A 25,685-nucleotide genomic window follows, 5' to 3' on the forward strand; every position below is an offset into this window, starting at 1 on the left:
CTCCTCCCGACCGAAGCCCCGCCCCGCCAAACCCCCCGCACCCCCGGCAACCCCCCTCACCCCGCCGCCACCTCCACCAACGCCCGCTCCCAGAACCCCCGGCAGAAGCGGGCCAGTGGTCCTCTCCCGGTCGCGCCCGGCGGTTCCTTGCCCTCGCTCGCGCGGAGCAGCCCCGCCTCCACCGGGACCTCGCCCGCCAGGGGCAGCCCGAGCAGCCGGGCCACCTCGCGGTCGTCGAGCCCGGGTGCGTACGGCCCCCGTACCGCGACGCGCAGGTCGGCCAGGACCATGCCGACGGCGGAGGCGACCCGCGCGGCCGCCGCGACGGCCCGCAGTTCGCCGGGGACGACGAGGAGTCCGAGGTCGAGTTGGGCGAGGATCTCGGCGACCCCGTCGTCGACCCGGCGCGGCAGGTCGACCACGACCGTCCCGCCCCGGCGCCGCGCCGCGGCGAGCACCGCCCGTACGGCCTGGGGCGGCACGGCGACGCAGTCCCCGCGGTCCCAGCTCAGCACCCGCAGGGAGTGCAGTTCGGGCAGCGACTCCTCCAGGGCGCCGCCGCCGAGCCGTCCGCGTGAGGCGGCGAACGCGGGCCAGCGCAGTCCCTCGGTGGTCTCGCCGCCGAGCAGCACGTCGAGGCCGCCGCCCAGTGGGTCGGCGTCCACCAGGAGGGTGCGCAGCCCCTCGCGCGCGGAGGTGACGGCGAGCGCGCAGGCCAGGGTGGAGGCCCCGGCACCGCCCCGGCCGCCGATGACGCCGACGGTGAGGGCGGGCCGGCCGACGCCCTCGGCGACGTCGGCGATGCGGTCGACCAGCCACTGCTCGCCGTCGGGCAGCATCAGGACGTGGTCGGCGCCGATCTCGACGGCCCGCCGCCAGACCCCGGGGTCGTCCTGGTCGCGGCCGACCAGCACCACCGCGGGCCGGCGGGCGGCGCCCCGCACGCCCCGCGCGGCGTCGTCGCCGACCAGGACGAGCGGTGCCGCCTCCCAGTGGCCCCGGCGCGCCGGCACCGAGGGGTGGACCTCGGGTGTGGCGCCCGCCGCCGCGCACAGGCGCAACAGGTCGTCCAGGAGGTCGGCGTCCTCGGTGATGATCAGTGGTCCGCCCGGCCGGCCTCCCGCGGCGGGCGGCGGATCGTGTGTGACGGTTCCGGTCATGCTGCGCTTCCCCCTCGGCTGTGCGTTCGCGCGGCTCCTGTCGGACCCGGCGAATCGTGAACGTGTCGAAGAACCGGCGGCCGCCCTCCATATGGGCGGCCGACGAAAACCGGCCATACGCGCCCGGCTAACGGAAGCGACGGCGAACTCTCGCGGCGCCGCCGGGACGCGTTGCAATCACGGTGCAACGAACCGGGAAATCGTGTGGATCTTGGTGGATAACTGTGGACAACCGCACGGCTTGTGAATATCGCCGTCACCCATACCGGTGAGCCCGTCCACTCCGTGTACGACTTCCGCAGAGCAGTCCCACGGCTACACAGCGTCACCGATCAGGAACATGCCAACAGACCGGGCAGCGTCGGCGCCGCACGGCGGACGGGGCCCGGCCAAGACAGGAAAACCCACCCGGACATGCGACGACCCCCGCCGGGGGGGAGAGCGGGGGTCGTCTCCACGGCCGACTCGGGGGGGGAGGAGTCGGACCGGGTTAGCACGGTCGCGAACGATCCGTGACTTCCATGGTGTACCCGAGAGCCCTCTCAGGCAAACCAACGCGCCCCACCTTACGCCGAATGGGCTGCGCCTATGCTCGGGGGCGTGGAAAACCACTCGTTGCCCCGCACAGCGGCCTTCTTTGATCTGGACAAGACGGTCATTGCGAAGTCGAGCACGCTGACGTTCAGCAAGTCGTTCTACCAAGGCGGTCTGATCAACCGACGGGCCGTCTTGCGTACCGCTTACACCCAGTTCGTCTTCCTCGCGGGCGGCGCCGACCACGACCAGATGGAGCGGATGCGCGAGTACCTGTCCGCACTCTGCCGCGGCTGGAACGTACGCCAGGTCAAGGAACTCGTCGCCGAGACGCTGCACGACCTGATCGACCCGATCATCTACGACGAGGCCGCCTCCCTGATCGAGGAGCACCACGCCGCCGGCCGCGACGTGGTGATCGTCTCCACGTCCGGGGCCGAGGTGGTCGAACCGATCGGCGAACTGCTCGGCGCCGACCGCGTGGTGGCCACCCGCATGGTCGTGGGCGACGACGGCTGCTTCACCGGCGAGGTGGAGTACTACGCGTACGGCCCCACCAAGGCGGAGGCCATCAAGGAACTGGCCGCCTCCGAGGGGTACGACCTCGCCCGCTGCTACGCCTACAGCGACTCGGTGACCGACCTGCCGATGCTGGAGTCGGTCGGGCATCCGCACGCCGTCAACCCGGACCGCGCGCTGCGCCGCGAGGCCCTCGCGCGGGAGTGGCCGATCCTCGACTTCCACCGGCCGGTACGGCTCAAGCGGCGCATCCGCGGCCTGTCGGTGCCGCCGCGCCCGGCACTGGTCGCCGCCGCCGCGATAGGCGCCGCGGCGGCCACCGCGGGGCTCGTCTGGTACGCCAGCAGGCGCCGGGCGGCCCCGGCCTGATCTCGCGGAAGGTCGCTTACGTCCCGTTTGAACCTAAAAGTAAAGAAGTGCGGGCAGGACTTCCGGTTGTTCCCCTCCTGGAGTACAAAGGACTCAACGGCCCGCGAGACCGAGGAACATCCGAAAGGACCACCTTAAGAACGCACATGGCCCCACGGACCGAGCATGTGCACCGGGCACCCACGCGACGTCGACCCGTCGATTACGGGCCAGCCGCACCAGGTACGGGCAAAGTCCCCGACCTGATGGGCAACACATCGAGGACGCTTGGTAACCCGGCGGACATGCCAGCGGCGGTACGGTAACGCGTACCGCCGCATCTCTGTGCGCCGTCTCTCTGTGCGCCCGCCCGGAAAGCCTCCGCCTCGCAGCCGCCCCCCTCCCCCGGACCGCCGCCGGCCCTGCGCTCCGCGTCGCGTTACGCCGCCCCGCGCTGCAGCGCCTCGCACACGGCCGTCGACTCGCGGGCGCCCAGCTCGACCGCGCGTCCGCAGTGCGCGATCCAGGCGGCCATCCCCTCGGGCGTCCCGGAGACATAGCCGTCGAGCGCCGCCAGATAGGCCGCCCGGCCCAGCTCGGCGTGCCCGACCTCGGCCGGGCAGACGGACTTGGGGTCCAGGCCGCTGCCCACCAGGACGACGCGTTCGGCCGCGCGCGCGACCAGGCCGTTGTGGGACGTGAAGGGACGCAGCGCGAGCAGTTCGCCGTGCACGACGGCGGCCGTCACCAGCGCCGGCGCGGAACCGCCCGCGATGATCAGCTCCGCGAGCCCCTCCAGGCGGCCGTGCGCCTCCTGGGCGCTCGGCAGCGGCAGCTCGACCAGCGGCTCGTCGACCGGCTCGCCCGCCTGCCGGGGACGGCCCACGTGGTCGGCCTGGTCCGCCGCCGCCACCAGGTGCAGCCGGGCCAGTACCCGCAGCGGCGACTGGCGCCAGACGGACAGCAACTGGCCCGCCTCGGCGGTCAGCCGCAGCGCCGCGCCGATGGCGCGCGCCTCGCCGTCGCCGCTGAAGTCGGAGCGCCGGCGCACCTCCTCCAGGGCCCAGTCCGCGCCGGACAGCGCGCCCGAGCCGCGGGCGCCGCGCAGCGCCGCCTCGGAGGTGATCTCGTTGCTGCGGCGCCGCATGATCCGGTGGCCGTAGACCCGGTCCACGGCCTTGCGCACGGACTCCACCGACTCGGCCACGCCGGGCAGCGTGCCCAGGGCCGCCAGGGGGTCACCCTTGCTCGAGCTCGTTCGCGAGCTTGGCGTACTCATGAGTACGACCCTACGCACCCGGACACCGCACCCCTCGAAGGAGTGGTCTTCCTCACGCGCGCGTGCTCCTCGCCGTCACCGCGCGGCTACTGTTAGTGAACATGAGAATTGCTTTCGTCGGGAAGGGCGGCAGCGGCAAGACGACCCTGTCCGCGCTGCTCATCCGCCATCTCGCCGCCACCGGCGCGCCCGTCGTCGCGATCGACGCCGACATCAACCAGCACCTGGGGGCCGCGCTCGGCCTGGACGAGGCGGTGGCGGCCCGGCTGCCCGCGATGGGCGAGCACCTCCCGCTGATCAAGGAGTACCTGCGCGGCACCAACCCCCGGATCGCCTCCGCCGAGACGATGATCAAGACGACCCCGCCCGGCGAGGGCTCGGCCCTGCTGCGGGTGCGCGAGGACAACCCGGTGTACGACGCCTGCGCCCGGCCGGTGGAACTCGACGGGGACCCGGTCCGTTTGATGGTCACCGGGCCCTTCACCGACGCCGACCTGGGGGTCGCCTGCTACCACGCCAAGACGGGCGCGGTGGAGCTGTACCTCAACCACCTGGTCGACGGCCGTGACGAGTACGTCGTCGTCGACATGACGGCGGGTTCGGACTCGTTCGCCTCCGGCCTGTTCACCCGCTTCGACATCACGTTCCTCGTCGCCGAGCCGACCCGGAAGGGGGTCTCCGTCTACCGCCAGTACAAGGAGTACGCCCGCGACTACGGCGTCACGCTCAAGGTCGTCGGCAACAAGGTGCAGGGTAAGGACGACCTCGACTTCCTCCGCGACGAGGTCGGGGACGACCTGCTCGTCACCGTGGGGCACTCGGACTGGGTGCGGGCCATGGAGAAGGGCCGGCCGCCCCGGTTCGCCCTGCTGGAGGACGCCAACCGCCGCGCCCTGCGCCTGCTGCACACGGCCGTCGACGTGACGTACGGGCTGCGGGACGCGGAGCGCTACACGCGTCAGATGGTGCACTTCCATCTGAAGAACGCCCACGCCTGGGGCAATGAGCGCACCGGAGCCGACCTGGCCGCGCAGGTCGACCCCGGTTTCGTCCTCGGCGGCCTCGGCGAGGAGGCCGCCGCCGCCCCGGCGTGACCGCCCGGTGGGACATGCGCCGCGTGGGGGGACGTAAGGCGTCCGCTGGGACGCGCGCCCCCGGTGGGACGTGCGCCGCCGGGAGTCACGGCTTGGCGGCCGGCGCTCCCGGCACGCCCTTGGGCGCCGGGGCGGGGTCGGCCGACAGGTAGGACGCCCAGCCCTTCTTCGGGGCCTGGCCGACCTTCAGGGCCCGCAGCTTGCGCAGGGTCTCGGGGTCCTGGGCGTCCAGCCAGTCGACGAGCTGGCGGAAGGAGACGCAGCGCACGTCGTCCTTGACGCACACCGCCTCGACCACCTCCTGGACGGCGCGCATGTACGTGCCGCCGTTCCAGGACTCGAAGTGGTTGCCGATGATCAGGGGCGCGCGGTTGCCGTCGTACGCCCGCTGGAAGCCCTGGAGGAGGCCGTCGCGCATCTGGTCGCCCCAGTACTCGTACATGTCGGGGTCGCCCTGGGTGCTGGTGCCCGACTGGTTGACCATGAAGTTGTAGTCCATGGTGAGCTGCTCGTAGGAGTGCCCGGGGAACGGCACGAGCTGCATGGACAGGTCCCACAGCCCGCGCTTCTTCTTCGGCCAGACCTGGTTGTCGACGCCGCTGCTGTCGTAGCGGAAGCCCAGTTCGGCGGCGGCCCGGGTGAAGTTCTTCCGGCCCTCCAGGCACGGGGTGCGGGCGCCGATCAACTCCTTGTCGTAGTCGAAGGGCAAGGGTGCCGCCGTCCGCGACCCGGTGTTGGTCCGCCAGGTCTTCACGAACTGCTTGGCCTGGGCGATCTCGTCCTTCCACTCCTCCACCGACCACTCGTCGACGCCGCCCGCGCCGCAGAAGTGACCGTTGAAGTGGGTGCCGATCTCGTGGCCCTCCTGCCAGGCCAGGCGCAACTGCTCGACGGTGTCGGCGATGCCCTGCGCGTCGTTGAAGCCGATGTCGGAGCGGCCCGGGGAGTGCTGCGGCGGCCGGTACAGGTCCCGTTTCTCCTCCGGGAGCAGGTATACGCCGCTCAGGAAGAACGTCATCGTGGCGTTGTTCTCCTTGGCCACCTCGCGGAAGTGGGAGAACAGCTTCTGGCTGTCCTCCCCCGCGCCGTCCCAGGAGAACACCACGAACTGCGGGGGTTTGCGGCCGGGCCGCAGCCGCTCGGGTCTGGGCAGGTTCGGCTGGGCTCCGGTGTACGCGGTGGAGCCGTCGCCGATCAGCCGGACGGCGTTCTTGGGCGCCTGGGCCTGTCCGCCCTTCTGCGGGCCGTGGGCGGCGTCTCCGGAATCCTCGCTGCCGGTTCCGCAGCCTGCGAGCGTCGCGGCGCAGAGCGCGGCGATCGCGGTGCCCGCGGCGATCTTCTGGGTGGCGGCCATGTCCGCCCACCTTCTTCCTTCTCTCGGGCTTCTTCGGGCTTCTCTCGGGCCAATCGCTGATGAGCGCGGCCAAGGTCGCACGGGATCGAGAAGGAATTAATACGACAAGCCGATCAAATGCGTGGATCACCATGATGAGTGATCCATTACTCCATTTGCGCGATAAATTTATTCTCGCCCTTTACTTTGCATTACGATCCATTTACCCGACGCGACCGTTCGCGCGGGTCATCCCGCCGCTGTACGCCGTGACCCACGGCCGCGACCACCCCCGCCCCGCGCGGGGACCCCCCAGACCGCGACCGCGCAGCCCCGGAGGAGACGGGAAACACCATGTCAGCCTGCGTTCCCACCCGTACCGACTCGGCCCCGGCCGAGCACGTCCACCCGCCCCACAGCCCGCCGCACGGCCGGCGCCCCCGGTTCCGTATCGCGGGCGCCGATGCCTCGGCCGCCGTCGCGGTCTTCCTGATCGCGCTCCCGCTGTCCCTGGGCATCGCCCTGGCCACCGGCGCCCCGCTCCAGGCCGGCCTCGTCGCCGCCGCCGTGGGCGGGATCGTCGTCGGGCGGCTCGGCGGCTGCCCGCTCCAGGTCAGCGGACCCGCCGCCGGCCTCACGGTGGTCACCGCCGACCTCATCCAGCAGTACGGCTGGCGCGCCACCTGCGCCATCACCGTCTTCGCCGGCCTCGCCCAACTCGCCCTGGGCTGCCTGCGGGTGGCGCGCACCGCGCTCGCCGTCAGCCCCGCCATCGTGCACGGCATGCTGGCCGGCATCGGCGTCACCATCGCCGTCGCCCAGTTGCACATCGTCCTCGGCGGCACCCCGCAGAGCGCCGTCCCCGACAACCTGCGGGCGCTGCCCGCCCAGTTGGCGGGCCTGCATGTGGCCGATGTGTCGGTCAGCGCGCTGACCCTGACCCTGCTGTTCCTCTGGCCGAAGCTGCCCGGCCGGGCCGGCGGCGTGCTGCGCAAGGTCCCGGCCGCGCTCGTCGCCGTCGCCGGGGCCACCGCCGTCGCGGCCCTCGCCGGACTCCGCCTGCCCAAGGTCGACCTGCCGTCCTGGCGCAGCCACGCCCTGGCCGCGCTGCCCGACGGACCGGTGCTCGGCCTGATCGCCGCCGTCCTCACCATCACGCTCGTCTGCAGCGTGCAGTCGCTGCTCGGCGCGGTCGCCGTGGACAAGCTGGTCGCCGCCCGCCCGGACCTCTCCGGCCGCGTCCAGCGCTCCCACCTCGACCGCGAACTCCTCGGTCAGGGAGCCGGCAACATCGTCTCCGGCGCCCTCGGCGGCCTGCCCCTCGCGGGCGTCGCCGTGCGCAGCACCGCGAATGTCACAGCGGGTGCCGTCAGCCGGAACTCCACGATGCTGCACGGCGTTCTCGTAGTGATCGCCACACTGCTGATGGTCCCGGTCCTGGAGCTGATCCCGCTCGCCTCGCTCGCGGCCCTGGTCATGTCGGTCGGCCTTCGGATGGTGTCCCTGCACCACATCCGCACGGTGACCCGCCACCGTGAGGTGCTGGTGTACGCGGTCACCACCTGCGGGGTGGTGGCGTTCGGGGTGCTGGAGGGCGTCGCGCTGGGCATCGCCTTCGCCGTCGGTGTCGCCCTGCACCGCCTGACCCGCACCCGTATCACCCACGTCGAGACGGAAGGAGTCCACCACGTACGAGTACGAGGCCAGTTGACGTTCCTCGCGGTCCCGCGGCTCAGCCGGGCCCTGCATCTCGTGCCCCATGGGGTCGACGCCGTCGTGGAGTTGGACGGCTCGTTCATGGACCACGCGGCGTACGAGACGCTCCAGGACTGGCAGAAGACGCACACCGCGCAGGGCGGCTCCGTCGAGATCACCGGCCGCCGCCCCGGCACACACCTGTCCGAGCCCGCCGACTCGGGCAACTGCCGCTGCCGCCCCTGGACGGCCTGGCGCAACCACCAGTGCGACCGCCCGCGGTCCACGCCCCCGCCCGGACAGCCCGAGCGGCCCGGCAGGCACAGCGGACGGGACCTGGCCCGCGGCATCAGCACCTTCCAACGCAACACCGCGCCCCTGGTGCGCGGCGAGCTGGCCCGGCTGGCCCGCGAGGGTCAGCAACCCTCCCAACTGTTCCTGACCTGCGCCGACTCCCGGCTGGTCACCTCGATGATCACCTCCAGTGGTCCCGGCGACCTCTTCGTGGTGCGCAATGTGGGCAACCTCGTCCCGCTGCCCGGCGCGGAGAGCGGCGACGACTCGGTGGCGGCCGCCATCGAGTACGCCGTGGAGGTGCTCGAGGTGCGGTCCATCACGGTGTGCGGGCACTCCGGGTGCGGCGCGATGCAGGCGCTGCTCAGTTGCGAACCCGGGGGCGCGCAGACGCCGCTGAAGCGGTGGCTGCGGCACGGGCAGCCGAGCGTGGCGCGGATGACCGAGGACGACGGTTCCTGGGCGCCGCTGGCCGGGCGCCGGCCCGCCGACGCGGCCGAGCGGCTCTGCCTGACCAACGTGGTCCAGCAGTTGGCGCACCTGCGGGCCCACGAGGCGGTCGACCGCGCCCTGCGGGAGGGCCGGCTGGAGCTGCACGGCATGTACTTCCACGTGGGCGAGGCCCAGTCGTACCTGCTCACCGAGGCGGCGGGCACGCAGGTCTTCGACCCCGTACGGGGGGCGGAGCAGCCCGTGTGACCGGTGGGTCGGGGCCGGTGGGGCCCGACCCACCGGGCCCGGCCTGGGGGGGGCTCGGGCCAGGCAGGCCCGGGCTGAACTATGACGGTCCGGTGTCCGTGGGTACCGATGAGCCCGGCGGCACCGCGCCGCCGGACCGGGAGCGGCACCGGGCCACCGGACCAGGGCCGGGACCGGGCCGGGACCGGACTACCGGACCAGGACCGGACCAGGACCGGACCAGACCGGACCAGGACCGACCCCCGCCGCCCCGCTCCACCCGCCCGGCCACAGCGAAAGGTCTACACCAATGTGCCGTCGACCCTTGTCATCGCACCGTGCGGTCTGATGAGCTGTGGCCTGGGACACAACGGACAACCCTGGGAAAGGGAGATGTCGTGAGCAATGACTCCTTGGCCAACCTGCTGACCGAGAACCGCAGGTTCGCGCCGCCCGCCGACCTGGCCGCCCACGCCAACGTCACGGCAGAGGCGTACGAACAGGCCAAGGCTGACAGGCTCGGCTTCTGGGCCGAGCAGGCCCGCCGGCTGACCTGGGCGACGGAACCGACCGAGACGCTGGACTGGTCGAACCCGCCGTTCGCCAAGTGGTTCCAGGACGGCACGCTCAACGTCGCGTACAACTGCGTCGACCGGCATGTCGAGGCCGGGCACGGCGACCGGGTCGCCATCCACTTCGAGGGCGAGCCCGGCGACAGCCGTGCCATCACCTACGCCCAGCTCAAGGACGAGGTCTCCAAGGCCGCCAACGCCCTGCTGGAGCTGGGCGTACGCAAGGGCGACCGGGTAGCCGTCTACATGCCGATGATCCCCGAGACGGCGATCGCGATGCTGGCCTGCGCCCGGATCGGCGCCGCGCACTCCGTGGTCTTCGGCGGCTTCTCGGCGGACGCCCTCGCCACCCGCATCCAGGACGCCGACGCGCGGGTGGTCATCACCTCCGACGGCGGTTACCGCCGCGGCAAGTCCTCCGCGCTCAAGCCGGCCGTCGACGAGGCGGTCGAGCGCGCCGGGAACGTGGAGCACGTACTCGTCGTCCGCCGCACCGGCCAGGACATCGCCTGGAACGACACGCGCGACAAGTGGTGGCACGAGGTGGTCGACGGCCAGTCCGCCGAGCACACGCCGGAGGCGTTCGACGCGGAGCACCCGCTGTTCATCCTCTACACGTCCGGGACGACGGGTAAGCCGAAGGGCATCCTGCACACCTCCGGCGGCTATCTGACGCAGACGGCGTACACCCACTGGGCGGTGTTCGACCTCAAGCCGGAGACCGACGTGTACTGGTGCACCGCCGACGTCGGCTGGGTCACCGGGCACTCGTACATCGTCTACGGCCCGCTGGCCAACGGCGCGACGCAGGTCATGTACGAGGGCACGCCGGACACCCCGCACCAGGGCCGGTTCTGGGAGATCGTGCAGAAGTACGGCGTGACGATCCTCTACACCGCGCCGACCGCGATCCGGACGTTCATGAAGTGGGGCGACGACATCCCCGCCAAGTTCGACCTGTCCTCCCTGCGCGTACTCGGCTCGGTCGGCGAGCCGATCAACCCCGAAGCCTGGGTCTGGTACCGCAAGAACATCGGCGCGGACCGCACCCCGGTCGTCGACACCTGGTGGCAGACCGAGACCGGCGCGATGATGATCTCGCCGCTGCCCGGTGTCACCGAGGCCAAGCCCGGCTCCGCGCAGCGCCCGCTGCCCGGCATCTCCGCCACCGTCGTCGACGACGAGGCGAACGAGGTGCCGAACGGCGGGGGCGGCTACCTGGTCCTCACCGAGCCGTGGCCGTCGATGCTGCGCACCATCTGGGGCGACGACCAGCGGTTCATCGACACGTACTGGTCCCGGTTCGAGGGCCGGTACTTCGCCGGGGACGGCGCCAAGAAGGACGACGACGGCGACATCTGGCTGCTCGGCCGGGTCGACGACGTGATGCTGGTCTCCGGGCACAACATCTCCACCACCGAGGTCGAGTCCGCCCTGGTCTCCCACCCGTCGGTCGCCGAGGCGGCCGTGGTCGGCGCCGCGGACGAGACCACCGGGCAGGCCATCGTGGCCTTCGTGATCCTGCGCGGTTCGGCGGCGGAGACCGACACCCTGGTCGCCGAGCTGCGCGACCACGTCGGCGCCACGCTCGGCCCGATCGCCAAGCCCAAGCGGATCCTGCCGGTGGCCGAGCTGCCCAAGACCCGCTCCGGCAAGATCATGCGCCGGCTGCTGCGGGACGTGGCGGAGAACCGCGCCCTGGGTGATGTGACCACGCTGACCGACAGCAGCGTCATGCGGCTCATCCAGGACAAGCTCCCGGCGGCCCCCAGCGAGGACTGAGCAACCCGAGAACCGAGCAGCCCGAGAACCGAACACAGCGCGAGGACCCAGCACAGCGCGAGGACCGAGCGACGCCCGCACCCAGGGGCACCCGGCGCGCACCACGCCGCGTGCCCCCGTGCGGGTGCGCCCTCGCCGACGAGCCTGGTCGCGGCAGGTTGGGTAGGGTAATGAGAGCGTAAGTACGACAACGCGAATGGTGTGCCGGGAAGTCTGGTCGGCAAGTGATCCGTGCTGCCCACCCCCGGAGGCCCTTCCGTGCCCGCGCCCCGCACCACCGGCAAGCTGTTCGGCCGTCTCTCGCTGCCCGAGCGGACCTATGTCGCCGACGCCCTGCGCACCGAGACCGTCGGCGGTGTCCTGCTGCTCGTCGCCGCGATCACCGCGCTGGCCTGGGCGAACATCCCGGGGCTGCGGGACGGCTACGAGAGCGTCAGCCACTTCCACCTGGGCCCCGCGGCGCTCGGCCTGGACCTCTCGGTCGCGCACTGGGCCGCCGACGGACTCCTCGCGATCTTCTTCTTCGTCGCCGGTATCGAACTCAAACGCGAACTGGTCGCCGGCGACCTCAAGGACCCCAGGGCCGCCGCGCTGCCGGTGGCCGCTGCGCTGTGCGGCATGGCCGTCCCCGCCCTCGTCTCCACCCTGACCAGCGGACTCGGCGGTGGTTCCCTGGCCGGCTGGGCGGTGCCCACCGCCACCGACATCGCCTTCGCGCTGGCCGTGCTCGCCGTGATCGGCACCTCCCTGCCCAGCGCCCTGCGCGCCTTCCTGCTCACCCTCGCCGTCGTCGACGACCTCTTCGCCATCCTGATCATCGCGGTCTTCTTCACCGAGTCGCTGAACTTCGCCGCGCTCGGCGGCGCGGTCGCCGGCCTCGCCGTCTTCTGGCTGCTGCTGCGCACGGGCGTCCGCGGCTGGTACGTGTACGTGCCGCTCGGCCTCGTCGTCTGGGCGCTGATGTACAACAGCGGCGTCCACGCCACCATCGCCGGCGTCGCCATGGGCCTGATGCTGCGCTGCCACCGCCACGAGGACGAGGAACACTCCCCCGGCGAGCGCATCGAGCACCTCGTGCGCCCCCTGTCGGCGGGACTGGCCGTGCCGCTGTTCGCCCTGTTCAGCGCCGGTGTCCCGCTCTCGGGCGGGGCGCTGGCCGATGTGTTCGGCAAACCGGAGACGCTCGGCGTGCTCCTCGGGCTGGTCGTCGGCAAGACGCTCGGCGTCTTCGGCGGCACCTGGCTGACGGCCCGTTTCACCCGGGCCTCGCTCAGCGAGGACCTCTCCTGGCCGGACGTGTTCGCGGTGGCGACCCTGGCCGGCATCGGCTTCACCGTGTCGCTGCTCATCGGCGAGCTGGCCTTCGAGGGCGACGCGACGATGACCGAGGAGGTCAAGGCCGCCGTCCTCACCGGCTCCCTCATCGCGGCCCTGCTGGCCACGGTGCTGCTGAAGATCCGCAACGCCAAGTACCGCGCCCTGTGCGAGGCCGAGGAGCGCGACGACGACCACAGCGGCGTACCCGATGTGTACGAGGAGGACGACCCGGCGTACCACCTGCGGATGGCGGCGATCTACGAGGAGAAGGCCGCCGAGCACCGCCGGATCGCGCGGGAGAAGGAGCGGGCGCGGCTTGCCGAAGTGTCGGGCGGGGCAGGCGAGGAGGGCGGCCGTCCGGCATGATCTGACGAGACGGTACAAAAGACGGGACCGTACAGCAGGAGACGTAGCAGAACCCCGTAATACAAGACGTAGCAGAACACCGCGCACGACAGGCCCCAGCACCCCGTACCCGACACGCCGCAGAACCCCGTACACCACACGCAGCAGCAGAACCCCGTACCAGAACACGCAGCACAGCCCGCAGACGATCACGCAGACGAGTCCCGAGCAGCGCCTGAGTCAGCACCCGAGCAGTCCGAGTCTGAGTCAGCGCCCGCCGCAGGGCTCGCGGAAGAGGGAGACCGCGATGAGCGCACCCGACGGCAGCCCGGTCGGCACCGAACGCAGCATCGGCCAGCTTTTCGCCTCGGCGACCAGCGACTTGTCGGCGCTCGTGCACGACGAGATCGCGCTGGCGAAGGCGCAGCTCAAGAACGACGTCAAGCGCGGGGCGACCAGTGGGGGCGCGTTCTCGCTAGCGGGCGCCGTGCTGGTGTTCTCGCTCCCGATGCTGAACTTCGCGCTGGCGTACGGCATCCGGACCTGGAGCCACTGGAACCTCGCCGTCTGCTTCCTGCTGTCCTTCGCCGCCAATGTGCTCGTCGCCGGCCTCCTCGCGCTGATCGGCGTGGTCTTCGCCAAGAAGGCGAAGAAGGGCCGCGGTCCGCAGAAGGTCGCCGCCTCCGTGAAGCAGTCGGCGGGCGTGCTCCAGAAGGCCAAGCCGCACCCGCGTCCGGAACTGCCCGAGAACCGGGGCCCCGCCGCCATCGAGGCTGTGGCACGCTCGTCCTCATGACGGATCCCGCCACCCCATCGGCGCAACCCTTCTCGGTCGTACGCCTCGCCGTCCCCGGTGACCGCGAGGTGATCCACCGGGACGTCGCCGCCAACGGTGCCCGGTTCCACATCGCCGAGCTGGGCGACGGGCCGCTGGTCCTGCTGCTGCACGGCTTCCCGCAGTTCTGGTGGACCTGGCGGCACCAGCTCGTCGCGCTCGCCGACGCCGGTTTCCGCGCGGTCGCCATGGACCTGCGCGGCGTCGGCGGCAGCGACCGCACCCCCCGCGGCTACGACCCCGCGGGACTCGCCCTGGACATCACCGGCGTCATCCGCTCGCTCGGCGAGCCGGACGCCGCGCTGGTCGGCCACGACCTGGGCGGCTATCTGGCGTGGACGGCCGCCGCGATGCGGCCCAAGCTGGTCCGGCGGCTCGCGGTGACCTCGATGCCGCATCCGCGCCGCTGGCGCTCGGCCATGCTCAGGGACGCCCGGCAGACCCGCGCCGGCTCCTACGTCTGGGGGTTCCAGCGGCCCTGGATCCCGGAGCGGCAGCTCACCGCCGACGGCGGCGCCCTGGTGGGGAAGCTGATCCGCGAGTGGTCCGGGCCCCGGCTCCCCGAGGACGACGCGGTCGAGGTCTACCGCCGCGCCATGTGCATCCCCTCCACGGCGCACTGCTCGATCGAGCCGTACCGCTGGATGGTGCGCTCCCTGGCCCGGCCCGACGGCATCCAGTTCAACCGGCGCATGAAGCGGCCGGTGCGGGTGCCGACGCTGCACCTGCACGGCTCGCTGGACCCCGTACTGCGGACCCGGAGCGCGGCGGGCAGCGGGGAGTACGTCGAAGCGCCGTACCGCTGGCGGCTGTTCGACGGGCTCGGCCACTTCCCGCACGAAGAGGACCCGGTGGCCTTCTCCACGGAACTCATCAACTGGCTGCGGGACCCCGAGCCCGACCGGTGAACGGACGGGGGCGCCCGGTGAACGGACGGGTGCGCCCGGTATCCGGACCGGTCAGCCTGTCCGACCAACGGCCAAATGCCCGGCGCATAGGCCAATTGGGAGCCTTCCCGGCGGTTATGGACCTTGGGGCGGGGGCACACGTCGGGGTATGGGCTGGACGCACGACTACAGTGACGCAGCACGCACCCGTCGCTCCCCGAACGGTGTGAGCCCCCACCAGCGGGGCGCTGCCCCGCAACTCGCGGGCACGGACCTCCGGGTGGGCATTCCGCACATCCTGCGCCGCCGCGCCCGCTGGGTCACCGTACGCCTGCGTCATACCCGCGGCTGAGCCCGGCCGCTACAGCGCGCAGGTGTCGCTGTCCACCTGCTGGTTGGCGGTCCGCCCCCGGTCGATGTCCTCGCGGATCTCGTCGGCGGTGAGCGCGTAACCGGTCTCCGCGTCGTCGAGGGACTTGGCGAACACCACGCCGTACACCTCGCCGTCGGGGGTGAGCAGCGGTCCGCCGGAGTTGCCCTGGCGGACGGTCGCGTACAGCGAGTACACGTCACGGCGGACGGTGCCCCGGTGGTAGATGTCCGGGCCGCTGGCCGTGATGCGCCCGCGCACCCGCGCCGGGCGCACGTCGTACGACCCGTTCTCCGGGAAGCCCGCGACGATCGCGCCGTCCCCGCTGGAGGCGTCCTCGCCGGCGAACCGCAGCACGGGCGCCCGCAGCTCCGGTACGTCGAGCACGGCGATGTCGCGCTCCCAGTCGTAGAGGACGACCGTCGCGTCGTACGCGCGGCCCTCGCCGCCTATCTGGACGGTGGGCTCGTCGACGCCGCCCACCACATGGGCGTTGGTCATGACCCGGCGGTGGTCGAAGACGAAGCCGGTGCCCTCCAGGACCTTGCCGCAGCCGGTGGCGGTGCCGGTCACCTTGACGATGGAGCGCTGCGCCTGGACCGCGACCCTGCTCCGGGCGAGCGCCGGGTCGGGCGGCCGGACCTCGGTGATCGGCTCGTCCGAGAAGGGGCTGAAGACCTGCGGGAAGCCGTTCTGCGCGAGGATGGTGGAGAAGTCCGCGAACCAGGTGTCGGCCTGCTCGGGCAGCGCCCGCGCGACACCGAGCAGCACCCGGGAGCCGCGGACCTCCTTGCCGAGCGTGGGCAGCGTGGTCCCCGCGATGGCCGAGCCGATCAGCCAGGCGACCAGCAGCATCGCCACCACGTTGACCAGGGCGCCACCGGTGGCGTCCAGGGCGCGCGCCGGCGACCAGGTGATGTACCGGCGCAGCTTGTTGCCCAGATGGGTGGTCAGGGCCTGGCCGACCGAGGCGCAGACGATGACGACGACGACCGCGACCACGGCGGCGGTCGTGCTCACCTCCGCGTTGTCCGTCAGGGCGTCCCAGATGACGGGCAGTAGGTAGACGGCGACCAGGCCGCCGCCGAGGAAACCGATCACCGAGAGGATGCCGACGACGAAGCCCTGGCGGTAGCCGACGACCGCGAACCAGACGGCGGCGACCAGCAACAGGATGTCCAGCACGTTCACCGCTTGTAGCCTCGCCTCGTCATTCCGCTCGCTTCCGCCCGGCCGGGAGCCCGGCCGCCGTCCCCCGGACGGCACGGCCCGGCGCCCACCTTGTCATGCGTGCCAGTCCAGCGGGACCTGGCGGTCGCGGTCCCAGGGCCGCTCCCAGCCCGCGAAGTGCAGCAGACGGTCGATGAGACCGGCGGTGAACCCCCACACCAGGGCCGATTCGACCAGGAATGCCGGGCCCGTGTGGCCTCTGGGGTGGACGGCGGTGGCCCGGTTGGCCGGGTCCGTGAGATCCGCCACGGGCACGGTGAACACCCGCGCCGTCTCGCCCGGGTCCACCACGCCGACCGGGCTGGGCTCGCGCCACCAGGCCAGTACGGGGGTGACGACGAACTCGCTGACGGGGATGTAGAGCTTGGGCAGCACCCCGAAGAGCTGCACCCCGGCCGGGTCGAGGCCGGTCTCCTCCTCGGCCTCGCGCAGCGCGGCGCGCAGCGGGCCGTCGCCCGCCGGATCGCCGTCCTCCGGGTCCAGGGCACCGCCCGGGAAGGCGACCTGCCCGGCGTGCGAGCGCAGCGAACCGGCCCGCTCCATCAGCAGCAGCTCGGGCCCGCGCTCGCCCTCACCGAACAGGATCAGCACGGCCGACTGCCGGCCGCCGCCGTCCTCGGGCGGCAGGAAACGGCTGAGCTGAGTGGGCCGCACCGCCGCCACGGCCCGCACCACCGGGTCCAGCCAGCCCGGCAGGCCCGTACGGTCCAGCACCACGTCCCCGACACCGCTCGCTCGCGTCATCGCCACCCCCGCTCCGCCTTGTCCAACGCCCGGGGTCCCCGGGATCGTTCCGTCATCCGGCACCCAGCGGCGGGGCCGGCCTGCCGCCCGCCTCCAGATACGCCCGCGGCGGGTTCAGCCGCTGGCCGGGGAAGCCGCCCTTCTCGTACTTGAGCAGCTTCTTCGCCTTCTCGGGGTCCGTCTCGCCCTCGCCGTACGCCGGGCAGAGCGGGGCGATGGGACAGGCCCCGCAGGCGGGCTTGCGGGCGTGGCAGATGCGGCGGCCGTGCCAGATCACGTGGTGCGAAAGGTCGGTCCAGTCGCTCTTGGGGAACAGCGCGCCGACGGCGGCCTCGATCTTGTCTGGGTCGGTCTCCTCGGTCCACCGCCAGCGGCGCACCAGGCGCTGGAAGTGGGTGTCGACGGTGATGCCGGGGCGGCCGTAGGCGTTGCCCAGGACGACGAAGGCGGTCTTGCGGCCGACGCCGGGCAGCTTGACGAGGTCCTCCAGACGGCTGGGGACCTCACCGCCGAACTGCTCCGCCAGCGCCTTGGACAGCCCTATCACCGACCTGGTCTTGGCCCGGAAGAAACCGGTGGGGCGGAGGATCTCCTCGACCTCCTCCGGATTGGCGGCGGCCAGGTCCTCCGGGGTGGGGTACTTGGCGAAGAGGGCGGGGGTCGTCTGGTTGACGCGCAGGTCGGTGGTCTGGGCGGACAGGACGGTGGCCACCAGGAGCTGGAACGGGTTCTCGAAGTCCAGCTCGGGGTGGGCGTACGGGTACACCTCGGCCAGCTCGCGGTTGATCCGCCGGGCACGGCGGACGAGGGCGGTACGGGATTCCTCGCGGGGCGGCTTGGCGGAGGCCGCCGTTTTCGCGGGGGCTGCCTTCGCGGTGGGCGTGGCCTTCTTGGCGGGGGTCGCCTTCTTGGCGGCGGGCGTCGGCTTCTTGGCGGCGGCGGAGGTCTTTCTGGCAGCGGAGGTCTTCCTCCCGGCCGCTGCCGTCTTCCCGGCTGCCGTCGTCGCCTTCTTGCCGGCCGTCTCCGGCTGCTCCCCGGGCTCGCTCACCGCCGCCGTCCTCGTCCTCGTCGTCGTACTCGTCTTGCTCGTCGTACTCGTCGTACTCGTCTTGCTCGTCTTGCTCGTCTTGCCGGTCTTGCTCGTCACACTCGACGCATGTGCCGCGTGCGTCGAGTCCGTCGCGTTCGCCGTTTCCCTACCGCCATCAGGGCCCTGTTCGCCCACAGCGGAATCGCGCCGTGCACCCACCCGTCCAGCCCCCTCGGCCTGCGCTCCCACCGGCGATTTGGACACCCGGCCAGCCTACGGCCCGGCACCGACATCCGCCCCGGACCCCGAAGATCGGCGCCCAATTGGACCCCTGCCGCGTACCCCGGGACAGGTGTACGGCATCCTTGTGACAGATCACACTGTTTGGACCGTCCGGCAAAATGGGCACCACGGACCCCTGGTACACCGGGGGAAGAAGATCCCCTGAGCAGGTCGAATAGGAGAGAACTCGTGGACGACGTTCTGCGGCGCAACCCGCTCTTCGCGGCGCTCGACGACGAGCAGGCCGCGGAGCTCCGCGCCTCCATGAGTGAGGTGACCCTCGCCCGTGGTGACTCGCTCTTCCACGAGGGGGACCCCGGAGACCGCCTCTACGTGGTCACGGAGGGCAAGGTCAAGCTGCACCGCACGTCCCCCGACGGCCGCGAGAACATGCTGGCCGTCATCGGCCCCGGCGAGCTGATCGGCGAGCTGGCGCTGTTCGACCCGGGCCCGCGCACCGCGACGGCCACCGCGCTCACCGAGGCCAAGCTGCTCGGCCTCGGCCACGGCGACCTCCAGCCCTGGCTGAACGCCCGCCCGGAGGTGGCCTCCGCCCTGCTGCGCGCGGTCGCCCGCCGGCTGCGCAAGACCAACGACGCCATGTCGGACCTGGTGTTCTCGGACGTCCCCGGCCGGGTCGCCCGTGCCCTGCTGGACCTCTCCCGGCGCTTCGGCGTGCAGTCGGAGGAGGGCATCCACGTGGTGCACGACCTCACGCAGGAGGAGCTGGCCCAGTTGGTCGGCGCCTCCCGGGAGACGGTCAACAAGGCCCTCGCCGACTTCGCCCAGCGCGGCTGGCTCCGCCTGGAGGCCCGCGCGGTGATCCTCCTGGACGTCGAGCGCCTGGCGAAGCGCTCGCGCTGACGGCCCCCGCGCGGGGAGCACGGGTCGCGGATCAGATGAGCCCGTGCTCCTCCAGGTACTCCAACTGCGCCCGTACCGACAGCTCCGCCGCCGGCCACAGCGAGCGGTCCACGTCCGCGTAGACGTGGGCCACGACCTGCTCCGGGGTCCGGTAGCCGTCCTCCACCGCCGTCTCCACCTGGGCGAGCCGGGTGGCGCGGTGGGCGAGGTAGTACTCGACCGCCCCCTGGGCGTCGTCCAGGACCGGCCCGTGCCCCGGCAGCACCGTGTGCACGCCGTCGTCGACCGTGAGGGACCTGAGCCGCCGCAGCGAGTCCAGGTAGTCGCCGAGCCGCCCGTCGGGGTGGGCCACGACGGTCGTACCGCGCCCGAGCACCGTGTCGCCGGTCAGCACCGCCCGGTCGGCGGGCAGATGGAAGCTGAGCGAGTCCGCGGTGTGCCCCGGCGTCGGCACCACCCGCAGCTCCAGGCCGCCGACCGTGACCACGTCCCCCGGGCCCAGCCCCTCGTCGCCCAGCCGCAGCGCCGGGTCGAGCGCGCGCACCCTGGTACGGGTCAGCTCGGCGAAGCGGGCGGCGCCCTCGGCGTGGTCCGGGTGGCCGTGGGTCAGCAGGGTCAGGGCGATCCGCCGGCCCGCCCGTTCGGCGGTGTCCACGACGGTGCGCAGATGCCCCTCGTCCAGCGGACCGGGGTCGACGACCACGGCCAGGTCGGAGCCGGGTTCGGCGAGGATCCAGGTGTTGGTGCCGTCCAGGGTCATCGCCGACGCGTTGGGCGCGAGGACGTTGACGGCCCGTTCGGTGGCGGGGCCGGAGCGGACGTCGCCGCGCGGCTGTCCGGGCAGGGCGGTGGCGTCCGTCATGCGGGGGCTCCCCCGGTCTCGGTGGTGATGCGAAGGGCTTCCCCGGTCGCGGTCCCGGTGCTGGTCGCGGTCCCGGTGCTGGTCGCGGTCCCGGTCCCGGTCCCGGTTGCCGGGATGTGCTTGGTGAACTCCTCGTGGCCCGGCCAGGACAGCACGATCTCGCCGTCCTCCAGTTGGGCCCGCGCCAGTACGGGCGTCAGGTCCCGCCCGCCCGCCGCCGCCAGCGCCCCGGCCGCCGTGTCGTACGCCGTCAGCGCGCGCAGTGTCGCGATGGTCGGCGGCATCATCAGCAGCTCGCCCCGGTCGTACCCGGCGGCCCCCTCGGCCGGCGTGATCCAGACCGTGCGGTCGGCCTCCGTGGAGGCGTTGCGGATGCGCTGCCCCTCGGGGAGGGCGGCGACGAAGAACCAGGTGTCGTAGCGCCGGGCCTCGAACTCCGGGGTGATCCAGCGGGCCCAGGCGCCCAGCAGGTCGGAGCGGAGCACCAGGCCCCTGCGCTCCAGGAACTCGGCGAAGGACAGGTCCCGGGCGACCAGCGCGGCCCGGTCCGCCTCCCAGTCGGCGCCCGTGGTGTCCCCGACGACGCAGTCGCCGGCCGGCCCGGCGAGCAGCACGCCCGACTCCTCGTAGGTCTCCCGTACGGCCGCGCAGACGATCGCCTGGGCGCCCGCCTCGTCGACGCCGAGCCGGTCCGCCCACCACGCGCGCGTGGGGCCCGCCCAGCCGATGTCGCGGTCGTCGTCGCGCGGGTCGACGCCGCCGCCCGGATAGGCGTACGCGCCCCCGGCGAACGCCATGGAGGCGCGGCGGCGCAGCATGTGCACGGCGGGGCCGGGGTCCCGCAGGAGCATCACCGTGGCCGCGCGTCTCGGGGTGACCGGGGTGAGGCGGCCGTCCGCGAGCGCGCGGATGCGGTCGGGCCACTCCGGGGGGTACCACTGACCGTTCGCCATGGCCGGAGGCTATCCGGTGACGGGCGGATGTTCGAGTGGCTGCTGTGCCGGTCGCCGGGCGCTGTGGCGGTCACCGTGCCGTCCGCTGTGCGGCTCGCCGCGCGCTCGCCGTGCCGGTCGCCGTGCCGCTTTCGGGGGCGGCCGCCGCGCCGGTCAGGCGGGCAGCGCGGCCAGCCAGTCGGTCAGCAGCCGGTTGGTCTCCTCGGGGCGCTCCTGCTGGAGCCAGTGCCCGCAGCGGTCCAGGAGGTGGCAGGCGGTCAGGCCAGGCAGGGTCACCGGGTAGGCGTCGATGGCGTCGGACAGCCAGGTGGTGGAGGCGTCCAGGGTGCCGCCGAGGAACAGGGACGGCTGCTCGACGGGGGCGCCGCGGTGACCGGCGAGGTCGGCCCAGTCCCGGTCCATGTTCCGGTAGCGGTTGAGGGCGCCGGTCAGACCGGTCCGCTCGAACTCGCCCGCGTACACGTCGAGGTCCGCCTCGGTGAGCCAGGCCGGCCGCCTTCCGGCCGGGAACCGGTCGCGCAGGGTGCCGCCGCGGCCGACGAAGTGCGGGTCGGGGGCGCCGGGCGCGGGCATGGTGTCGGCGGACAGAGCGGCGTAGAAACCGGCCAGCCAGCCCCGTACGTCGGGCTCGATCTCCGCCTCCGCGCGGCCGGGCCGCTGGAAGTACGAGATGTAGAACTCCTGTTCGGCGTCGGGTCCGCCCAGGCCCGCGAAGACCTCGCTCGGCCGGGGCCCGCCCGGCGGGGTGTACGGCACGCTGAGCAGGCCCACCGCGCGGAAAACGTCGGGCCGCAGCAGGGCGGAGGCGGAGGCGATGTTCGAGCCCCAGTCATGGCCGACGATCACCGCCTCGCGCTCGCCGAGCGCCTCCACCACGGCGACGCTGTCCGCCACCAGGTCCAGCATCCGGTACGCGGACACCTCGGCGGGCCGGGAGGAGCGGCCGTAGCCCCGCACGTCGATCGCGACGGCGCGGAAGCCCGCGGCGGCCAGCGCCGGCAACTGGTGGCGCCAGGAGTACCAGGACTCCGGGAAGCCGTGCACCAGCAGGACCAGCGGTCCGCTGCCCTGCTCCACCAGGTGGACACGGCCGGCCGGCGCGGGCACCAGGCGGTGGACGGGACGGTCGGTGACGGACGGCTGCGGCATGGATCCTCCCGGGCACGTGGAGATCGTTCAGGCACTCGACGGGTTCCACCCGGGCACCTGTGGCGACTTTGCGGCAGCCGGGGCGTCCGCCACGAGGTTTGTTGCCGAACCGGCAAAACACGCCACCGCGCGGGCAGGGCCGAACCGGCGAAACACGCCACCGCGCGGGAACGGTCGAGCCGGCGAAACACGCCACTGCGGGAACGGCCGAGCCGACAGCACGCCCGCGCGGGACGCGCCCGACAAAAGCGCTCCCGCACGGGACGTGCCACGTACCGCGTGCCACGTACGACGTGCCACGCAGAAACGCTCCCGCACAGGACGCGCCCGGCAAACACCCCCCGCGCGGGACTACTCCCCGCTCAGCTCCACCTGCACCTCGACCTCCACCGGCGCGTCCAGCGGCAGTACCGCCACGCCGACCGCGCTGCGCGCGTGGACGCCCTTGTCGCCCAGGACCTCGCCCAGCAGCTCGCTGGCGCCGTTGATCACGCCGGGCTGCCCGGTGAAGTCGGGCGCGGAGGCCACGAAGCCGACGACCTTCACCACGCGCGCGACGCGGTCGAGGTCACCGGCGACGGACTTCACGGCGGCCAGGGCGTTCAGCGCGCAGATCCGGGCCAGTCCCTTGGCCTCCTCCGCCGTGACCTCGCCGCCCACCTTGCCGGTGACCGGGAGCTTGCCCTCGACCATCGGGAGCTGGCCCGAGGTGTAGACGTACGCCCCGGACCGCACGGCCGGCTGGTACGCGGCCAGCGGCGGGACGACCTCCGGCAGGGTCAGGCCGAGTTCGGCGAGCCTCGCCTCGACGGCGCTCATCCCTGCTTCTCCCGCTTCAGGTAGGCGACGAGCTGCTCCGGGTTGGGACCGGGCACGACCTGCACCAGCTCCCAGCCGTCCTCGCCCCAGGTGTCCAGAATCTGCTTCGTGGCATGGACGAGCAGCGGTACGGTTGCGTATTCCCACTTGGTCATGCGGCCGACTGTATCCGCTGTTATCCACACCCTCCCGCGTAGCCCGCCGCCGACTGGTTACGCTCGAATACGTGAGCAGGCTCCAGGTCGTCAGCGGCAAGGGCGGAACCGGCAAGACGACGGTGGCCGCCGCCCTAGCGCTGGCCCTGGCCACGGAGGGGAAGCGGACGCTCCTCGTCGAGGTCGAGGGCCGGCAGGGCATCGCGCAGCTCTTCGAAACCGAAGCGCTGCCCTATGAGGAGCGGAAGATCGCCGTCGCTCCCGGGGGCGGGGAGGTGTACGCCCTCGCCATCGACCCCGAACTGGCGCTGCTGGACTACCTCCAGATGTTCTACAAACTCGGCGGCGCCGGCCGCGCCCTGAAGAAGCTCGGCGCGATCGACTTCGCGACCACCATCGCGCCCGGGGTCCGGGACGTCCTGCTGACCGGCAAGGCGTGCGAGGCGGTGCGCCGCAAGGACCGCCGCGGCCGGTACGCCTACGACTACGTGATCATGGACGCGCCCCCCACCGGCCGCGTCACCCGCTTCCTGAACGTCAACGACGAGGTGGCCGGCCTCGCCAGGATCGGCCCGATACACAACCAGGCGCAGGCGGTCATGCGGGTGCTGAAGTCCCGCGAGACGGCCGTGCACCTGGTGACGCTGCTGGAGGAGATGCCCGTCCAGGAGACCGCCGACGGCATCGCCGAACTGCGCTCGGCGAAGCTCCCGGTGGGCCGGGTCATCGTCAACATGGTCCGCCCGGAGATCCTGGACGCCGCCGACCTGGACCTCGTACGGGAGCTGCCGCGGTCCGCGCTCGCGCGGTCGCTGTCGGCCGCCGGGCTGGGCGGGGCGCGGCGCGGCGGGCACGCCGAGAAGCTGGTGGACCCGCTCCTGGAGCAGGCCGGGGAGTACGCCGCGCGGTACGCGCTGGAGCAGGAGCAGCGCTCCGTCCTCGGCCACCTGGACCTGCCGCTGCACGAACTGCCGCTGCTCGCCGAGGGCATGGACCTGGCGGGCCTGTACGAACTCGCCACCGAGCTGCGGAAGCAGGGGATCGCATGAGCCCGGAGCCGGCCCACGCCCAGGACAGCGGGCGCCGCCTGTCCCCCGCGCGGGTGCTCGCCGTCGACCCGCTCCTGGACGACCCGCGCACCCGCATCGTGGTGTGCTGCGGCTCGGGCGGGGTCGGCAAGACGACCACGGCGGCGGCGCTGGGCCTCAGGGCGGCCGAGCGGGGCCGCAAGGTGGTCGTGCTGACCATCGACCCGGCCCGCCGGCTCGCCCAGTCCATGGGCATCGACTCCCTGGACAACACCCCGCGCCGGGTGAAGGGCATCGACGACTCGGCGGGCGGCGAGCTGCACGCGATGATGCTCGACATGAAGCGCACCTTCGACGAGATCGTCGAGGCGCACGCGGACCCCGAGCGGGCCGCCGCGATCCTGGGCAACCCCTTCTACCAGTCGCTCTCGGCGGGCTTCGCGGGCACGCAGGAGTACATGGCGATGGAGAAGCTGGGGCAGTTGCGCTCCCGCGACGAGTGGGACCTGATCGTCGTCGACACCCCGCCGTCCCGTTCGGCCCTGGACTTCCTGGACGCCCCCAAGCGGCTGGGCTCGTTCCTGGACGGCAAGCTGATCCGCGTCCTGCTGGCCCCGGCGAAGGTCGGCGGCCGGGCGGGGATGAAGTTCCTCAACGTCGGCATGTCGATGATGACGGGCGTCCTGGGGAAGGTGCTCGGCGGGCAGTTCCTGAAGGACGTGCAGACCTTCGTCGCCGCGATGGACTCGATGTTCGGCGGCTTCCGCACCCGCGCGGACGCCACGTACAAGCTGCTCCAGGCGCCCGGCACGGCCTTCCTGGTGGTCGCGGCTCCGGAGCGGGACGCGCTGCGTGAGGCCGCGTACTTCGTGGAGCGGCTGGCGGCGGAGGACATGCCGCTGGCGGGCCTGGTGCTCAACCGGGTGCACGGCAGCGGCGCCGCCCATCTGTCGGCGGAGCGGGCGCTGGCCGCGGCGGAAAATCTTGAAGATCCCGGCATTGTGGATCAGGACGACGGGAAAGCTGGTCTTCGTAACTCTCCCGACACGTACGGTAGTTCAGCCTCTCCCGACGACCCCGCCGCCCCCGGCCGCCCCCACGGCCCGAAGGGCACCGAGACCCCTTCCGCGGACCAGGACCCCTCCGCGGACCAGGACCCCTCCACGGCACCGGACCCCTCCGCGAACACCCCCGAGGACACCCCCGCGGACCCGGACCGCTCCGTCGACCGGCTCACCGCGCATCTGCTGAGGCTGCACGCCGACCGCATGCACCTGCTCGCCCGCGAGCAGCGCACCCGCGACCGTTTCACCGCGCTGCACCCCGAGGTGGCCGTGACGGAGGTGGCCGCACTCCCCGGCGACGTGCACGACCTGGCGGGGCTACGGGACATCGGCGACCGTCTCGCAACGCCCCGGCAGGAGCTGCCCGACCCGGCCGAGTGAGCGGGGCGGTGTCCGCGGGGTGCCCGAGAGCGGCGTCCCGTGTACGCCTGAGCGATGTGGTGATGTGGTGATGCGAGGTGCT

At 72.5% G+C, this 25,685-nt stretch carries 22 protein-coding genes; 11 read left to right on the plus strand and 11 right to left on the minus strand.

The features are described 5' to 3' along the window. Positions 1–56: 56 nt before the first annotated feature. A complete protein-coding gene (gene ssd / locus IE316_RS04765; RefSeq protein ID WP_190202851.1) occupies positions 57–1,160 on the minus strand; it encodes a septum site-determining protein Ssd in 1,104 nt (367 codons plus the stop codon). A gap of 588 nt (positions 1,161–1,748) precedes the next feature. On the opposite strand from ssd, the gene IE316_RS04770 reads away from it, so the two are divergent. Continuing rightward, a complete protein-coding gene (locus IE316_RS04770) occupies positions 1,749–2,582 on the plus strand; it encodes an HAD family hydrolase (RefSeq protein WP_190202852.1) in 834 nt (277 codons plus the stop codon). Between the two features lie 418 nt (positions 2,583–3,000). Here the strand turns inward: IE316_RS04770 and IE316_RS04775 are convergent, their stop codons facing one another. Next, entirely contained in the window at positions 3,001–3,840 is an 840-nt protein-coding gene (locus IE316_RS04775) for a Fic family protein (RefSeq protein WP_190202853.1), read from the minus strand. 101 nt (positions 3,841–3,941) lie between these two features. Between IE316_RS04775 and IE316_RS04780 the strand changes: the two genes are divergently transcribed. Next, positions 3,942–4,934: an ATP-binding protein gene (locus IE316_RS04780; RefSeq protein ID WP_190202854.1), complete on the plus strand. Its 993-nt coding sequence runs from the start codon at positions 3,942–3,944 to the stop codon at positions 4,932–4,934. A gap of 85 nt (positions 4,935–5,019) precedes the next feature. Here the strand turns inward: IE316_RS04780 and IE316_RS04785 are convergent, their stop codons facing one another. Then, a complete protein-coding gene (locus IE316_RS04785) occupies positions 5,020–6,288 on the minus strand; it encodes a polysaccharide deacetylase family protein (RefSeq protein WP_190202855.1) in 1,269 nt (422 codons plus the stop codon). 333 nt (positions 6,289–6,621) lie between these two features. Between IE316_RS04785 and IE316_RS04790 the strand changes: the two genes are divergently transcribed. The 6 genes from IE316_RS04790 to IE316_RS35295 all read left to right on the plus strand — a co-directional run bounded on the left by IE316_RS04790 (position 6,622) and on the right by IE316_RS35295 (position 15,024). Next, complete coding sequence (locus IE316_RS04790) at positions 6,622–8,955, plus strand: bifunctional SulP family inorganic anion transporter/carbonic anhydrase (protein ID WP_190202856.1); 2,334 nt, start codon at positions 6,622–6,624, stop codon at positions 8,953–8,955. 377 nt (positions 8,956–9,332) lie between these two features. Further along, entirely contained in the window at positions 9,333–11,288 is a 1,956-nt protein-coding gene (gene acs / locus IE316_RS04795) for an acetate--CoA ligase (protein WP_190202857.1), read from the plus strand. A gap of 258 nt (positions 11,289–11,546) precedes the next feature. After that, the gene (gene nhaA, locus IE316_RS04800) at positions 11,547–12,971 is read left to right on the plus strand and encodes a Na+/H+ antiporter NhaA (RefSeq protein ID WP_190202858.1); all 1,425 of its coding nucleotides are present in this window, start codon (positions 11,547–11,549) and stop codon (positions 12,969–12,971) included. 286 nt (positions 12,972–13,257) lie between these two features. Further along, the gene (locus IE316_RS04805) at positions 13,258–13,746 is read left to right on the plus strand and encodes a phage holin family protein (RefSeq protein WP_190202859.1); all 489 of its coding nucleotides are present in this window, start codon (positions 13,258–13,260) and stop codon (positions 13,744–13,746) included. Further along, positions 13,743–14,693, plus strand: a complete 951-nt coding sequence (locus IE316_RS04810) for an alpha/beta fold hydrolase (protein ID WP_190202860.1) — start codon at positions 13,743–13,745, stop codon at positions 14,691–14,693. Before IE316_RS04805 ends, IE316_RS04810 begins: the two co-directional genes overlap by 4 nt. A 148-nt stretch (positions 14,694–14,841) precedes the next feature. Then, complete coding sequence (locus tag IE316_RS35295) at positions 14,842–15,024, plus strand: hypothetical protein (protein WP_229910196.1); 183 nt, start codon at positions 14,842–14,844, stop codon at positions 15,022–15,024. Between the two features lie 9 nt (positions 15,025–15,033). On the opposite strand, the gene IE316_RS04815 is transcribed toward IE316_RS35295, so the two are convergent. From IE316_RS04815 to nth, 3 genes are all read right to left on the minus strand, one after another. Beyond that, positions 15,034–16,233: a MarP family serine protease gene (locus IE316_RS04815; RefSeq protein ID WP_190202861.1), complete on the minus strand. Its 1,200-nt coding sequence runs from the start codon at positions 16,231–16,233 to the stop codon at positions 15,034–15,036. A 93-nt stretch (positions 16,234–16,326) separates the two neighbouring features. Further along, positions 16,327–17,016: an NUDIX hydrolase gene (locus IE316_RS04820; RefSeq protein WP_190202862.1), complete on the minus strand. Its 690-nt coding sequence runs from the start codon at positions 17,014–17,016 to the stop codon at positions 16,327–16,329. Between the two features lie 52 nt (positions 17,017–17,068). Beyond that, positions 17,069–18,064: an endonuclease III gene (gene nth, locus IE316_RS04825; protein WP_190203275.1), complete on the minus strand. Its 996-nt coding sequence runs from the start codon at positions 18,062–18,064 to the stop codon at positions 17,069–17,071. A 453-nt stretch (positions 18,065–18,517) separates the two neighbouring features. Between nth and IE316_RS04830 the strand changes: the two genes are divergently transcribed. Next, entirely contained in the window at positions 18,518–19,192 is a 675-nt protein-coding gene (locus IE316_RS04830; protein ID WP_190202863.1) for a Crp/Fnr family transcriptional regulator, read from the plus strand. A 31-nt stretch (positions 19,193–19,223) separates the two neighbouring features. Here IE316_RS04830 and IE316_RS04835 read toward each other — a convergent pair whose 3' ends face one another. The 5 genes from IE316_RS04835 to sp36 all read right to left on the minus strand — a co-directional run bounded on the left by IE316_RS04835 (position 19,224) and on the right by sp36 (position 23,130). Beyond that, entirely contained in the window at positions 19,224–20,054 is an 831-nt protein-coding gene (locus IE316_RS04835) for an MBL fold metallo-hydrolase (protein ID WP_190202864.1), read from the minus strand. After that, the gene (locus IE316_RS04840; protein ID WP_229910197.1) at positions 20,051–21,007 is read right to left on the minus strand and encodes an NUDIX hydrolase; all 957 of its coding nucleotides are present in this window, start codon (positions 21,005–21,007) and stop codon (positions 20,051–20,053) included. The genes IE316_RS04835 and IE316_RS04840 overlap by 4 nt, the downstream gene beginning before the upstream one ends. Positions 21,008–21,160: 153 nt before the next feature. Continuing rightward, positions 21,161–22,156 carry an alpha/beta fold hydrolase gene (locus tag IE316_RS04845; protein WP_190202865.1) on the minus strand — a complete coding sequence of 332 codons (996 nt, stop codon included), beginning with the start codon at positions 22,154–22,156 and terminating at the stop codon, positions 21,161–21,163. A 351-nt stretch (positions 22,157–22,507) separates the two neighbouring features. Beyond that, entirely contained in the window at positions 22,508–22,975 is a 468-nt protein-coding gene (locus IE316_RS04850; RefSeq protein WP_190202866.1) for a RidA family protein, read from the minus strand. Beyond that, a complete protein-coding gene (gene sp36, locus IE316_RS04855) occupies positions 22,972–23,130 on the minus strand; it encodes a Sp36 family protein (protein WP_073947089.1) in 159 nt (52 codons plus the stop codon). The genes IE316_RS04850 and sp36 overlap by 4 nt, the downstream gene beginning before the upstream one ends. Before the next feature lie 71 nt (positions 23,131–23,201). Between sp36 and bagA the strand changes: the two genes are divergently transcribed. Both bagA and bagB read left to right on the plus strand, forming a co-directional pair. After that, positions 23,202–24,179, plus strand: coding sequence for an ATPase BagA (gene bagA / locus IE316_RS04860; RefSeq protein WP_190202867.1), 978 nt, complete (start codon positions 23,202–23,204; stop codon positions 24,177–24,179). Continuing rightward, positions 24,176–25,603, plus strand: coding sequence for an ATPase BagB (gene bagB / locus IE316_RS04865; protein ID WP_190202868.1), 1,428 nt, complete (start codon positions 24,176–24,178; stop codon positions 25,601–25,603). Before bagA ends, bagB begins: the two co-directional genes overlap by 4 nt. Positions 25,604–25,685: the final 82 nt, after the last annotated feature.

The sequence above is a fragment of the Streptomyces fumanus genome (assembly GCF_014655295.1).
Lineage (GTDB): Bacteria > Actinomycetota > Actinomycetes > Streptomycetales > Streptomycetaceae > Streptomyces > Streptomyces fumanus.